Annotated in this window: 14 protein-coding genes; 10 read left to right on the top strand and 4 right to left on the bottom strand. The window is 68.2% G+C overall.

The window, feature by feature from the left end; translation table 11 throughout:
• Positions 1-6 precede the first annotated feature (6 nt).
• The 5 genes from ACYQOP_RS12020 to ACYQOP_RS12000 all read left to right on the top strand — a co-directional run bounded on the left by ACYQOP_RS12020 (position 7) and on the right by ACYQOP_RS12000 (position 5,121).
• Entirely contained in the window at positions 7-1,200 is a 1,194-nt protein-coding gene (locus ACYQOP_RS12020) for an MFS transporter (RefSeq protein WP_461222493.1), read from the top strand.
• Positions 1,201-1,267: 67 nt separating this feature from the next.
• Entirely contained in the window at positions 1,268-2,437 is a 1,170-nt protein-coding gene (locus tag ACYQOP_RS12015) for an ABC transporter permease (RefSeq protein WP_311276305.1), read from the top strand.
• 14 nt (positions 2,438-2,451) lie between these two features.
• Positions 2,452-3,267, top strand: a complete 816-nt coding sequence (locus ACYQOP_RS12010; protein ID WP_056426156.1) for an ABC transporter ATP-binding protein — start codon at positions 2,452-2,454, stop codon at positions 3,265-3,267.
• 83 nt (positions 3,268-3,350) lie between these two features.
• A complete protein-coding gene (locus ACYQOP_RS12005; protein WP_056426158.1) occupies positions 3,351-4,433 on the top strand; it encodes an MlaD family protein in 1,083 nt (360 codons plus the stop codon).
• A gap of 109 nt (positions 4,434-4,542) precedes the next feature.
• On the top strand, positions 4,543-5,121 hold the full coding sequence (locus tag ACYQOP_RS12000) for an ABC-type transport auxiliary lipoprotein family protein (protein ID WP_056426259.1): 579 nt from the start codon (positions 4,543-4,545) through the stop codon (positions 5,119-5,121).
• A gap of 65 nt (positions 5,122-5,186) precedes the next feature.
• On the opposite strand, the gene ACYQOP_RS11995 is transcribed toward ACYQOP_RS12000, so the two are convergent.
• The 3 genes from ACYQOP_RS11995 to thiE form a co-directional block, all read right to left on the bottom strand.
• Positions 5,187-5,816, bottom strand: coding sequence for a helix-turn-helix domain-containing protein (locus ACYQOP_RS11995; RefSeq protein ID WP_056426161.1), 630 nt, complete (start codon positions 5,814-5,816; stop codon positions 5,187-5,189).
• 106 nt (positions 5,817-5,922) lie between these two features.
• Complete coding sequence (thiD, locus tag ACYQOP_RS11990) at positions 5,923-6,729, bottom strand: bifunctional hydroxymethylpyrimidine kinase/phosphomethylpyrimidine kinase (protein ID WP_461222492.1); 807 nt, start codon at positions 6,727-6,729, stop codon at positions 5,923-5,925.
• Positions 6,730-6,959: 230 nt separating this feature from the next.
• A complete protein-coding gene (gene thiE / locus ACYQOP_RS11985) occupies positions 6,960-7,667 on the bottom strand; it encodes a thiamine phosphate synthase (RefSeq protein ID WP_461225294.1) in 708 nt (235 codons plus the stop codon).
• 152 nt (positions 7,668-7,819) lie between these two features.
• Between thiE and ACYQOP_RS11980 the strand changes: the two genes are divergently transcribed.
• Together ACYQOP_RS11980 and ACYQOP_RS11975 are read left to right on the top strand one after the other, a co-directional pair.
• A complete protein-coding gene (locus tag ACYQOP_RS11980) occupies positions 7,820-8,392 on the top strand; it encodes a sugar O-acetyltransferase (protein WP_461222491.1) in 573 nt (190 codons plus the stop codon).
• A 48-nt stretch (positions 8,393-8,440) separates the two neighbouring features.
• Positions 8,441-9,475 carry an NUDIX hydrolase gene (locus ACYQOP_RS11975; protein ID WP_461222490.1) on the top strand — a complete coding sequence of 345 codons (1,035 nt, stop codon included), beginning with the start codon at positions 8,441-8,443 and terminating at the stop codon, positions 9,473-9,475.
• 45 nt (positions 9,476-9,520) lie between these two features.
• On the opposite strand, the gene ACYQOP_RS11970 is transcribed toward ACYQOP_RS11975, so the two are convergent.
• The gene (locus ACYQOP_RS11970; RefSeq protein WP_207411666.1) at positions 9,521-9,865 is read right to left on the bottom strand and encodes a MerR family transcriptional regulator; all 345 of its coding nucleotides are present in this window, start codon (positions 9,863-9,865) and stop codon (positions 9,521-9,523) included.
• Between the two features lie 77 nt (positions 9,866-9,942).
• Between ACYQOP_RS11970 and ACYQOP_RS11965 the strand changes: the two genes are divergently transcribed.
• From ACYQOP_RS11965 to ACYQOP_RS11955, 3 genes are all read left to right on the top strand, one after another.
• Complete coding sequence (locus ACYQOP_RS11965; protein WP_461222489.1) at positions 9,943-10,755, top strand: aminotransferase class IV family protein; 813 nt, start codon at positions 9,943-9,945, stop codon at positions 10,753-10,755.
• A 199-nt stretch (positions 10,756-10,954) separates the two neighbouring features.
• On the top strand, positions 10,955-11,965 hold the full coding sequence (gene nadA, locus ACYQOP_RS11960) for a quinolinate synthase NadA (RefSeq protein WP_420604705.1): 1,011 nt from the start codon (positions 10,955-10,957) through the stop codon (positions 11,963-11,965).
• A complete protein-coding gene (locus tag ACYQOP_RS11955) occupies positions 11,962-13,503 on the top strand; it encodes an L-aspartate oxidase (protein WP_461222488.1) in 1,542 nt (513 codons plus the stop codon). Before nadA ends, ACYQOP_RS11955 begins: the two co-directional genes overlap by 4 nt.
• Positions 13,504-13,549: the final 46 nt, after the last annotated feature.

Raw genomic sequence — 13,549 nt, 5'->3', positions numbered from 1 at the left:
TCCCCCTTGTCTCAATCCTCTCCGACGGAGCCGAACGCGACGCGTCTGTCGCTGCTCTATGCCGTCGTCTTCGTCGAAATCGGCATCGCCATGCCGTTCATGCCGGTCTGGCTGAAGGCGCTCGGCCTCGATGCGCGGATCATCGGCGCCCTCCTGGCGCTGCCCATCGCCATGAAGATCATCGCCACGGCTCCCCTCGTGGGGTTGATCGACCGGGGCGTGGCCGCGCGCCGTCTCCTGCTGGTCGGCAGCGTGGCGGTGTCGGCGACCTATGCGCTGATGCCCGCCGGTGCCGCCATCGGCTGGCCCATCCTCGCTGTGCTCGTTGCCGTGAACGCGGCGGCCGGAGCGCCGCTGGTGCCGACCATCGACTACCTCACCCTGGCCGCCGTACGGCACAGCAAGCGGCTCGACTACGCCCGCATCCGCATGGCGGGGTCCATCGGTTTCCTCATCGCCAGCCTGCTCGGGGGGGCGGCCCTCAGTGCCATGGGGGAACGCCTCGCCGTGCCGGTCCTCCTCACCGGCCTCGCCCTCGTCGCCGCGGCCACCATCTTCGCCAGCCCGGTGGAAGCTCATGTGGCGCAGCCGCGCATCGCGCCCGGCACACGCCCGAAGCTGCCCCGCGTGCTCTGGCTCTGCATCGGCGCGCAGGCGACGATCCAGGCGAGCCACGCGGCTACCTACGCCTTCGGCAGCATCCATTGGCAGGCGAGCGGGATCTCGTCCTCGTGGATCGGCGTGCTCTGGGCGACGGGTGTCGCCGCCGAGATCGTCTTCTTCGCCACGGTGGGGCGCTGGCCCGCCCATTGGCGTACGCCGTTCCGGCTGATCGGCCTCGGCGCCGCCGCGTCCCTCATCCGTGTCGTCGGCCTGTCCCTGATCGGCGGCGAGCTCGTTCCGGCGCTGTTCCTGCAGACCCTCCACGCATTCAGCTTCGGGGCGACTCAGCTCGGCGCCATGACGGCGATCTCGGCCTTCGCGCCCGATGGGGCGCGGGGGCGGGCCCAGGGCATGTCGAGCGCCGTCAATGCCTGCGCCTCGGCGAGCGCGACGATTCTCTGCGGTGTCGCCTACCAGGCCGGCGGGGGCTCGCTCGCTTTCGCCCTGATGGCGCCGCTCGCCCTATCCGGCCTGTGCCTCGTGTCACTTTCCGCGAGATCAGCGACACTTGCCCCCTTCACACCGCCCCGTTTGTAGGTCAGCACTCCGCCGCTTGCCGTGGGTCTTGACCAATCCGTAACCTTGATCTGCGTTTTAGTTGCGCATGAACCGGGAGTCGCGCTTCGTGCGCCACGCTGCTGCCAAGCCGAACCCTGACGCCGCCGAAGCCGAGTTTCTCGGCGAGGGCGGACGCGTGGTCTTGAGCGGTCGCTGGACGGCGGATCAGGGTGCCTCCGTGGAGAGGGCCGCCGCGCGCATCGCCAGCGATGCAAAGGGTGCTCCCATCCTCGTCGACCTGTCGAAGGTGGCGCGGCTCGACACGCTTGGCGCCTGGGTCCTGGAGCGGACCCGTGGTGAGATCGAAGCCGCGGGCGGTCGCCTCGCCTATGCGGGGGCCACGGCCGAGCACCGTATCCTGCTCGGCGAAATGAATCTGCCGGACGAGGATTATGCCGGCCCGCCCAAACGCGGCCGCCTCATGGGCTTCCTGCACGATCTCGGGGTCCGGGTCGTGGGCGCGAAATCCGACATGGTCAGCGGCCTCGCCTTCCTCGGGGAGGTGGTGACCGCCTGTATCCGCGTCGCCTCGCGGCCGAGCACCTTCCGCGGCACGGCCCTGGTCAACCAGCTCGAACAGGTCGCCTTCCGGGGCGTACCGATCATCATGCTGATCTCGTTCCTCGTCGGCGGCATCGTCGCCCAGCAGGGCATCTTCCAGCTTCAGCGCTTCGGGGCGCAGAGCTTCGTCGTCAACCTGATCGGCCTGCTCATCCTGCGCGAACTCGGCGTGCTCCTCACCTCGATCATGGTGGCGGGGCGTTCCGGCTCGGCCTTCACCGCCGAAATCGGCTCGATGCGGATGCGCGAGGAGGTGGATGCCCTGCGGGTGATGGGCCTCGATCCCATCGAGATCCTCATCGTCCCGCGCATCCTGGCCCTGGTGATCGGCCTGCCGATCCTCGCCTTCCTCGCCTCGCTGGCAGCCCTGGCCGGGGGCGGCCTCACCGCCTCGCTCTATGGCGGCATGACGATCGACGCGTTCCTGGCCCGGCTCCAGGCCGCCGTGTCCTTCCACCACGTGGCGGTCGGCCTCATCAAGGCGCCGTTCATGGCCCTCATCATCGGCATCATCGCGACAATCGAAGGTTTCGCCGTCGAAGGATCTGCGGAATCGCTCGGACGTCACGTCACGGCCTCAGTCGTGAAGTCTATCTTCATGGTCATCGTACTGGATGGACTTTTCGCCGTGTTCTTCGCGGCCATCGATTTCTGATCGCCGTGAACCAGATGTCCCCGCCCCCCGCGCCGTTCGACCGCGCCCCACCTCGCGACGTCATCATCGGCGTGCGCGACCTCGTGGTCGGCTTCGGCAGCAAGGTCGTGATGAAGGGGCTCGACCTCGACATCTATCGCGGCGAGATCCTCGGCTTCGTCGGCCCGTCCGGCCAGGGCAAATCCGTCCTCACGAGGACGATCCTCGGCCTGGTTCCGAAGCGTTCGGGCACGATCGAGGTGTTCGGCGAGGACGTCGACACCATGACCATGGCCCGCCGCCGGCAGATCGAGCAGCGCTGGGGCGTGCTGTTCCAGCAGGGTGCGCTGTTCTCGGCGCTCACGGTGAAGCAGAACATCCAGATGCCGATGCGCGAGCACCTGAACCTGTCCGAGCGCCTGCTCGACGAGTTCGCCCGCCTCAAGATCGAGATGGTGGGCCTGAAGCCCGATGCGGCCGACAAGCTCCCCTCCGAATTGTCGGGGGGCATGATCAAGCGCGCGGCGCTGGCCCGGTCTCTCGCCCTCGACCCCGAAATCCTGTTCCTCGACGAGCCGACTTCGGGCCTCGACCCCATCGGCGCCGGGGAATTCGACGAACTCGTCGCCACCTTGAAACAGACGCTGGGGCTCACCGTCTTCATGGTGACGCACGATCTCGACAGTCTCTACACGGCCTGCGACCGCATCGCGGCGCTCGGCGACGGCCAGATCATCGCGCAGGGGCCGATCGACGCCATGCTGGCGAGCGACCACCCCTGGCTGCGCTCCTACTTCCACGGCAAGCGCGCCCGCGCGATCGTCACCGGCGGGGCAAACGCCCATGTTTGAACAGATCCTCATGCTGACGGCCCGCCGATTGCGTGCCGTGGCGCACCGCACGGGCGCTGCCCATCCGGAGTACGACTGATCCGATGGAGACTCGTGCGAACTACGCCCTCGTCGGGGCTTTCACACTCGCGGTCGTCGTGGCGGCCTTCGGCTTCGTGTTCTGGCTCCAGGGCGGATCGCGCAGTCAGGTGCGCGAGAGCGTGCGCATCGTCTTCTCGGGCAGCGTCGGCGGCCTCGCCAAGGGTTCGACCGTGGCCTTCAACGGCATCAAGGTCGGTGAGGTGATGGATGTTCGCCTGCTGCCGCAGGACCCTCGCCGCGTCGTCGCGATGGTGGAAGTCGAACGGACCACGCCCCTGCGCGCCGACACCCGGGCCCGCCTCGATTCCGCGATGCTGACCGGCGTCTCCACCATCTCGCTCTCCGGCGGCAACGCCGATTCGCCGCCCCTGACGCCGGGTTCGGGCGACCAGACACCCACGATCTTCGCCGACAGTTCCGACATCCAGGACATGATGGCGGCGGCCAAGCAGATCGCGCAGCGCGCAGACGACGTGCTGCAGCGCCTCGACAAGCTGGTGGCCGGCAACGAGGGCGCCATCACCCGCACCCTCGCCAACGTCGAATCGTTTTCCAAGACCCTGAACGATGCCGGGCCTGCCGTGAGTTCGCTGGTGAAGGCCATCGACGGGCAGAAGCTCAACCGCGTCATCGACAATGCCGAGCGCTTCTCCGCCGCGCTCAGCACCGCGAGCCCCGACATCGAAGGTGCGGTGAAGGACGCGCGCTCCCTTGCCGGCAAGCTCAACGCCTCGGCCGACCGGGTCGACAACGTGCTGAAGGGGGCCGAAAGCTTCCTCGGCTCCGCCTCGGGCCAAGCCGGGAGCAGCACCTTCGCCGAAGTCCGCGAGGCGGCGATCTCGGTCCGCGATGCCGGCAAGGCCTTCCGCACCCTGTCGGAGAATCTCGACAAGCGCACCTCCACCATCGCGTCGAGCTTCAGCCGTCTCAGCGGGACCGGACGGCGCGAGGTCGAAGCCCTGTCCTCGGACGGCCAGCGCACCCTCAACACCCTGAACCGGACGGTGAAGAGCCTGGAGCGCGACCCGTCGCAGGTCATCTTCGGCGGCAAGCCATCGTTGCCAGAATACAACGGTGGCCGCTGAACCTGGCAAAGCCTAGCCGCATGTGTCCGGCGTCACGGCACGGAAACCGCTATGGCGTAGTTTACGGTTGCGCTTCTTGCAGCGCTGCACAGGTTTCCAGGCCCTTCGGATGACGTTTCGCTCGCATGCCCTGGCGCTCGCCTGCCTCTCCGCCCTGCTCGGCGGTTGTGGCGGCGGCGCGCCCATGACCTTCGACCTCGCCGCCCTGCCGAGTTCCGGCCGGCCGAGCGTGGCGGCGCGGTCGATCTCGGTGGCCGAGCCTGTCGGCCTCCAGCCCTTCGAGCAGGATCGCATCATCGTTCGTCAGGCCGGCGGCGCCCTGTCGTTCCTCGGCGGCGGACAATGGGCCGACCGCCTGCCGCGCCTCGTCCAGACACGGCTGATCCAGAGCCTCGAGAATTCCGGACGCCTGAAATCCGTGAGCCGCCCCGGCGACAAGATCGTGGCCGATTACGCGCTCATCAGCGAGATCCGCGCGTTCGACATCGCGTCCGGCTCGGGCGAAGCGGTGGTGGACATCTCGGCCAAGCTCATCACCGACGGAACCGGCAAGGTCGTCGCCGCCCGCATCTTCACCGCGCGCGTGCCGGTGGCCAAGGTCGAGGCGGGCAACGCCGCCATCGGTCTCGATGCCGCTCTGAGCGTCGTGCTCGCCGACATCGTCCGCTGGGTCAATTCCGGGCATTGACCGTCGCGTCGCGCTACTCCCCGTGGAGTACCGCAGGTCGAGACGGGTAAGGACGCTCGGCGCCCCTACTCCATCACCGCTGCTTTCATGATCACGACCATGATCGCCTTGGCGGGTTCAGTGCCGACGCAACGCACCGTGTGCGGCCTGTCGCAGCGATAGCGCAGCGTCTCGCCCACCCGCGCCCGCTGGAAGGTGCCGGCCACCTCGACTTCGAGCGAACCCTCGGTGACGGTGAGGGATTCCACCGAGCCGCGCTGGTGCGGATCGGAATCGAGGACGCCGCCCGGATCGGCCGTGACCTCGTACCATTGCAGCCATTCCACCGTCTTGATCCAGCCAACGATGGCCAGACGGATCTTGCCGTCGTCGGAGAGCAGGATCGGCGTGTCGGCGCGCGACGTCTTCTCGATGAACGGCTCTTCGTCGCTGGTCGCGAGAACGCGTTCGATGGAGACGTCGAGGGCCTGGCTCAGGCGCCAGATGGTCGCCAGGGTCGGGTTGGTCTCGTTGCGCTCGATCTGGCTGATGATCGATTTCGCCACGCCGGACTGCTCGGCGAGCTCGGAGAGTGAGAGGTTGTAGGCCTTGCGCAGCCGCTGGATGGTCTTGCCGAGCTGGCCCGAGAGAACCTGTGCTCCGTTCAGGATATCCCGCTGCCGTCCCCGTTCGGGCGTCGTCGCCTGATCTTGCATTGTCCCAGAACCTATCGCGTCGTTCCGTACATCGAACGATCGTGCGGTACTTCAAACGCAATCAGGCATCCGATGCAAGGCGAAGCAGGCCAACTTCTCCTTCGTATCAGTGCCAAAGGGCGTGGAAATGATGGACCGGTCCGTGCCCTCGTCCCACCGTCACGGAATTGGACGCGGCGATGGCGGCGGTGACGTAGCGTTTCGCCTGGGTGACGGCCTCTGTCAGGGAGAGGCCACGCGCCAAGCCCGCCGCCACGGCCGAGGACAGGGTGCAGCCGGTGCCGTGCGTGTTGCGGGTGTCGAGGCGCGCCGATGCGAAGCGCCGCAACGTCCCGTCCGTGCTCATGAGGTGATCGACGCTCTCCGTGCCCTCCGCATGGCCTCCCTTGATGAGGACGGCGCGGGCGCCCAACGCGAGCAGCTTGCGTCCCTGCACCACCGCCTCGTTCTCGCTCTGCGCCACGGGGGCTCCGATCAGGGTCGCGGCCTCGGGCAGATTCGGCGTCACCAGGTCGGCCAGGGGTAGGAGGTGCCGGCGCATGGCGTCCACTGCGTCGTCCGAGATGAGACGATCGCCGCTCGTCGCCACCATGACGGGATCGAGGATGATCGGGATGCCGGACGCATGACGGGTAAGTCCGGCGGCCACGGCCTCGATCACCGCGGGCTTCGACAGCATGCCGATCTTCACCGCCTTGACGGTGAGATCGGAGAAGACGCTATCGATCTGGGCGGCGATGAAATCGGCCGGCACGTCGTGGATGGCCTGCACGCCGAGGGTGTTCTGCGCCGTGAGGGCGGTGATGATGCTGGCGCCGTAGACCTTGAGCGCCGCAAAGGTCTTGAGATCGGCCTGGATACCGGCGCCGCCGCTGGAATCGGAGCCCGCTATGGTCACGGCGATGGGTGTCATGGCGTGTCTCGTCCCTTGCGTTGCGGCAACCCTAAACCATCGTCCGGAACGAGGGAATCCGGCCCGATTGAAAATGATTTTAGAACAGAGACTTAGAGAATTTTACCGCTCATTCGCCTGGCTCGCTGCCGAGAGCGCTCTCCGCCAAAGCGGATGCCGGTTCGGCGAAAAAGAGCGCGGCGAAACAAAGGCCTAGCGATGTGCCCGACCCAACGTGGTCGGGCGCAGCTCTAGACAGCCGTGCCTCTCGCCGCGAGGGCCGAATCCACCCGGAAGCGCAGGTCCCTGGCGCGCGCCTCCACCTCCTCGGCGGAAAACAGCGCGGAGATCAGGGCGATGCCGTCGGCGCCCGCCGCGATGATGGCGGCGGCGTTGCTGCCGTCGATTCCGGCGATGGCCCCCACGGGAAAACCGGTGCCCCGGGCGAGGCGCGCCCGGAAGGCGATGCGCGAGAAACCGTCGAGCCCGACGGGCGGGTCGGGATTGTCCTTGCTCGTCGTGGCGAAGACGCCGCCGATGCAGGCATAATCCACGGGCAGGCGATAAAGCTCGTCGGCCTGAGCCGCCGATTTCAACGTCAGGCCAATGATGGCGCGCGGGCCGAGAATGCGCCGCGCATCCGCCGGGTGCAGGTCCGACTGGCCGAGATGCACGCCCTCGGCCTCGGCAGCCAGAGCGAGATCGCAGCGATCGTTGACGAGGAGCGGCACCCCGGTGCCCGCGATGGCCGCGCGGATGGCGCGGATGCGCGCCAGCGCCTCGCGCGCGTTCTCGATGGACTTCTCCCGGTATTGAAGAAGGGTACATCCGCCCGAGACGGCCTCGGCCGCCATATCGGCGAGGTCGTCGCCGTCATCGCCACAGACGTCCACGTCGAGAATACCGTAGAGCCTCACGTCGACCGGCACGGTCGAGCCCAAGGCGGTGTCGCGTCCGATCACGTCGTTCCTCCGGTAAGCCCCAGCGCCCAGGTTCGAGCGGCGGCAATCTAAACGGGTGGCCGTGCCACGCAAAGCCGATCCGCACCGCTTCGCTTGCCGGCCCCGGTCCATCGGCCTACTCCCCGCCTCGACGAAGCACGGAGATTGGCATGACCACCGAAGCCGGGCGCACGCCGAAGCAGAAGATGATCGCGGGGGAACTCTACCACCCCGACGACGCGGAACTCGGTGCCGACCTGCGCGCCTGCCAGGTCTGGCTCGCGCGCTACAACGCCATGCTCGGCCGCCCCGCCGACGAGCGCCGGGTTCTGCTGCGCGAGACGTTGGCCAATGTCGGCGACGGGGCGGTGATCCGGCCGCCGTTCCATTGCGATTACGGCTTCAACATCAGCATCGGCGCCCACGTCTTCCTGAACTTCAACTGCGTCATCCTCGATTGCACGACGGTGACGATCGGCGACCGCACGCAGATCGGGCCGGGCGTCCAACTCCTCACGGCGGACCATCCCCGCGAGGCGGAGGCGCGCGAGGCCGGGCTGGAATTCGCACGCCCCATCGCCATCGGCCGCAATGTCTGGATCGGCGGCGGCGCGCTGATCCTGCCCGGCGTCACGGTGGGCGACCATGCGATCATCGGGGCCGGCGCCGTCGTCACCCGCGACGTGGCGCCCGGCGCGACAGTCGTCGGCAACCCGGCGCGACCGGTACCCGCCAAGGCGTGAGGCGACGCGCACATCGTTTCGCGCGTTGATTCCGGCAGGCAATCTGCCATGAGACCCATTCACGGACCGGGGGGCGGACAGGTGACGAGGGGGCAGGACGGATTTGCAGCGGAGGCGGCCGATGCGCTTCCCAATCCGTCGGCGGTCGGGCTCGTCGCCGTCATCGTCGCGGCGACGGATGGCGAGCCGCGCGCCCTCACCGTGAAGGTGCCGGGTCAGGCCTCGAGCCGCGAGACCGGATTGCCGTCCGGTCCCCTCGTGCCGGAGCACCCTACGCTGGAACGCGGTCTGCGCGCCTGGGTGGAGCGCCAGACCCAGCAGCGCCTCGGCTATGTGGAGCAGCTCTACACGTTCGGAGACCGAGACCGGCAAGGCGACGATTCGGGCGGCCTTCACTCTTTGTCCGTGGCCTATCTCGCTCTGGTCCGTGAGATGCGGTCGGCGGCGCTCGCCGAGGCGTCGTGGCACAATTGGTACGCGTTCCTTCCCTGGGAGGATTGGCGCGCGGGCCGGCCCGGGACCCTGGACGAGATCGAGGCCAAGCTCCTGGCCTGGGCGGCCGGGACATCCGATGCCAAGGTCCGGCGGCGGCGTGAGGACAGGCTGGGCCTCACCTTCGGCATCGGCGGCGGGGCCTGGAACGAGGAGCGCGTGCTCGAACGCTACGAACTCCTGTTCGAGGCCGGTCTGATCCCCGAAGCGCGGGGACAGGCTGGGGAAGCGAATGCTGCCGAATTCGCCACGACGGGCCGGCCCATGACGTTCGATCACCGCCGGGTGCTCGCCACGGCGATCGGACGCTTGCGTGGCAAGATCAAGTATCGCCCCGTGGTGTTCGAGCTGATGCCGCCGACCTTCACCCTGTTCCAGTTGCAGCGCACCGTGGAGGCCCTGTCGGGCGCCAATCTCCACAAGCAGAATTTCCGTCGACTCGTGGCCCAGCAGGGGCTGGTGGAGGAGACCGACGAAGTCACCAGCGGCGCCGCAGGGCGGCCTGCCCGCCTCGTCCGTTTCCGCCGCGAGGTGCTGCTGGAGCGCCCCGCGCCGGGGTTCCGGCTGACCCCTTCGCGACGGTCGCCCTGAGGCATCGCGTGTCGGCCCTGGCGACGCGGCAATCGCGGGTAGAGCCTACATTGCCGCCAGTATCGATTCCAGCATGGCGCGGCTCGTCTCGAGCGCCGTGATGCGCTCGTCCACCTCGCCGATGTGCCGGCGCAACGTTTGCCGAAGCTCGTCGCAGGGTTCGAATGCGCCGCGCCCGGCGAGCGCGCAGGGCAGGAACACGCGGATGACCGGCAAGGTCATTCCGGCCGCGCCGAGCGTCCTGATCCGCCGAACCGTGTCCTCGTCCAGCGGCGTGTAATCGCGATACCCGGAGGCGGTGCGCTCCGGCGCGAGCAGCCCCTCCCCTTCGTAATAGCGCAGCATGCGCACGCTGACGCCCGTGCGCTTCGATAGCGTCCCGATCCGCATTGGCCGTTGACCCTGACAGTGCTGTCACGGATTAAGGCTGCGGCTCTTCGATGGAAACCAGTCGAGAGCGCTTTCCCATGACAGACGTCTTCGCCACCCGTGCTTGGATCGACGGGCGGATCGCCACTGCCTCCGATCTCGCCCCCCTCGCCTTCGCCGGGTTCGCGCATTTTACCGCCATGCAGGTCCGTGACCGGCGCGTGAGAGGGTTGGACCTTCATCTGGAGCGCCTTCGAGACGGGTCGCAAGCGCTGTTCGGCTGCACCCTTCCTGAGGAGCGATTACGACACGCGCTTCGGATCGCCATCGCGGACGCCCCCGGCGACCTGTCGCTCACCGCGACAGTGTTCTCGCGCAACGGCGAGTTCCGCCTCGGCGGCGCAGCGGAAATATTCTCGATCCTGGTGCGGACTTTTGCGCCGAGCGACGGCCCCGCCGGCCGGCTGAAACTGGCCCTCACGCCGCATGAGCGCTGGCGCCCGGAGGTCAAGCATGTGGGCGAATCGGCAAAGACCCATCTCCTGCGCGAGGCTGCCCGGATGGGCTTCGATGATGCCGCGTTCGTCGATCGTCAGGGGAGGATCGGCGAAGCGACGATCTGGAACCTGGCATTCTGGGACGGAGTGTCAGTGACATGGCCGAAGGCCGACATCCTGGCCGGGGTCACGATGGGAATTCTCCGCCGTCGATTGACCGCCCTCGGTGTCCCCCAGCGCGAGGCGGTCGTAGCGGCGGACGGGCTCCACGAGTTTGCCGGAGCCGTCGCGATGAATTCATGGACGCCCGCCGTCGCCATCTCGGCCATCGGCACCGTCACCCTGCCGCGATCCGACGAACTCACCGCCATGCTGCATCGTGCCTATCTGACCGAACCGGCACTCGACGTCTGAACGTCCTTGTTCCTGTATGCGATCTGGAACTATCGCGCTCGCCCACGAGGGAAGGGACGGCGGTGGCCGAGGATGACGTTTGCACAATATCGCAATGCAAAATGAATATGCTCAGGCTCAGCATATCTAGACAAGCGTATCTCACACGCCTACGTTAGTCGGCACAATGCTCAGATTGAGCATAATTGAGGACGCGACCATGGCGGCCACGAGTTTCCCGATCGACCGGGTTTCGACCCTGCCTCTGCCCGATATCTACGCCCGCGTGAGCCGGCATGTTCCGGCCATCGAATGGCCGGCCCTGGCCGACGACGTCGCGGCGATCCTGGAGCTGAAGAAGACCCGCAACGCGGTGATCCTCGCCCATAATTATCAGGCGCCCGAAATCTTCCACACCGTGTCGGACATCGTCGGCGACAGCCTGGCGCTGGCCCGCGAGGCGATCAACGTGGATGCCGACGTGATCGTGCTGGCCGGCGTCCATTTCATGGCGGAGACGGCCAAGCTGCTCAATCCGGGCAAGACCGTCCTGATCCCCGACATGCGGGCCGGGTGCTCGCTCGCCGATTCGATCACCGCCGCCGACGTGCGGGGCTTGCGCGAGAAGTATCCCGGCGTGCCGATCGTGACCTACGTCAACACCTCCGCCGCCGTGAAGGCGGAATCGGACGTGTGCTGCACCTCCGGCAACGCGGTGGACGTGGTGCGCTCGCTCAATGCGCCGCGCGTCCTGATGATTCCCGACGAGTTCCTGGCGCAGAACGTCCAGGTTCTTGTGCCCGAGGTCGAGATCCTCACCTGGGCCGGCCATTGCGAGGTCCACGAGCAGTTCACCCCCGCCGATATCGACGAGGTGCGCGAGAGCTATCCCGGCGTCACTGTCATCGCCCATCCCGAATGCCCGCCCGACGTGGTGGCGGCATCGGACTTCTCGGGTTCGACCGCGATGATGATGAACTTCGTCACGGAGAAGCGGCCGCGTCAGGTGGTGCTCGTGACCGAATGCTCCATGGGCGACAACATCGCCGCCGCGAACCCGGACATCGAGTTCATCAAGCCCTGCAACCTGTGCCCGCACATGAAGCGGATGTCGCTCCGGAACATCCGCCACGCCCTGGAGACCCTCACGCATGAGGTGACGGTGGAGCCGGAACTCGCCGAGCGCGCTCGCGCGGCGGTGGAGCGCATGCTCGCGGTGCGTCCGCGATGAACGCGCACTCCCCGTTCTCCTTCACCCTCCCCGGTTCGGACCGTGTGATCGTCGTGGGAGCCGGCGTCGCCGGTCTCGCCACGGCCTTGCGGCTCAGCCCCCGCCCGGTCACCCTCGTCACCGCTTCTCCCTTGGGAAGCGGCACGGCGACGGGCTGGGCGCAGGGCGGCATTGCCGCCGCCATGGCCGAGGACGATGCCGCCGCATTGCATGCGGCGGACACGGAAGCCGCCGGCGCCGGCCTCACCGATCCGGCCGTCGCCCTGCGGGTGGCGCAAGCCGGCCCCGGCCTGATCGACTGGCTCGTCGGCCTCGGCGCGCCCTTCGACCGGGATGCCGCCGGCGCCCTGGCGCTCGGCCTCGAAGCGGCGCATTCGCGCCGCCGCATTGTCCGGGCGGGCGGTGATTCCACCGGGCGGATGGTGCTCGACACGCTGCTGAAGGCCGTCGCGCTGACGCCCTCCATCGAGATCCTGGTCGCCAATGTCCGCGGCCTGCTGCAGGACGAGAGCGGCGCCGTCGCCGGACTGATCTACGAGCGCGACGGTGCCTCGGTGCGCCTCGCCGCGCGGTCGGTCGTGCTCGCCACCGGCGGGCTCGGCTCCCTCTACGCCTCCACCACCAACCCGCGCGGCGCCACCGGCCGGGGTCTGGCGCTGGCGGCGCGCGCCGGGGCGACCTTGCGCGACATGGAGTTCGTGCAGTTCCACCCCACCGCCATCTCGGTCGGACTGGACCCGATGCCGCTCGCCACCGAAGCCCTGCGCGGCGAGGGCGCGCGGTTGATCGACAGCGAGGGCGAACCGGTGATGGCCGGTATCGCCGGGGGCGATCTCGCTCCCCGCGACGTAGTCGCCCGGGCGATTTTCCAGGCCAGGCGGCGCGGCACCGAGGTGTTTCTCGATTGCCGTGGTGCCCTCGGCGCCCGCATGGCGACGCGGTTCCCCACCGTGGCCGGCCTCTGCGCCGCCTCCGGTATCGATCCGCAGCGCCAGCCGATCCCCGTGCGCCCGGCCGCGCATTACCATATGGGCGGCATCAAGGTGGACGGGTCCGGCGCCAGCACCGTGCCCGGCCTGTTCGCCTGCGGCGAGGTCGCTTCCACCGGACTGCACGGCGCGAACCGCCTCGCCAGCAATTCCCTCCTCGAGGCGATGGCCTTCGCCCCCTGGATCGCCGAGGCCGTCGCCTCCGTTGCCGCCCCGGGTCCGGCTTCGATCGCCGAGCCGTGCCGGCGCGACGACGCCGATCACGACGCGATCCGCCGGATCATGGAAGCCGATGTCGGGGTGGTGCGCGACGCCGAAGGCCTGACCGACGCTGTGCGCCACCTGGCGCCGGCGGCGAGGCAGGGCTCCGACTCTGCCCTCACGGGGTTGATGGTCGCGACCTCGGCCCTGTCCCGCCTGGAGAGCCGAGGCGCCCATTGGCGCAGCGACCACCCGGATCAGGCCCCCGCCCGGCACAGCGAAGTGACCCTGGCCGAGGTCTGGCGGATGGCGGAGACCGTCTCGGCCGATGCGGTCGCTCCGGTTTAGATCGGACGATCGGAATCGTCTTGGGATGATCCCACCCATCGACCTC

Source organism: Methylobacterium sp. CM6247, assembly GCF_054817925.1.
Note: the sequence above shows the minus strand (reverse complement) of the source record. Positions and strands in the feature narration are given on the sequence as shown.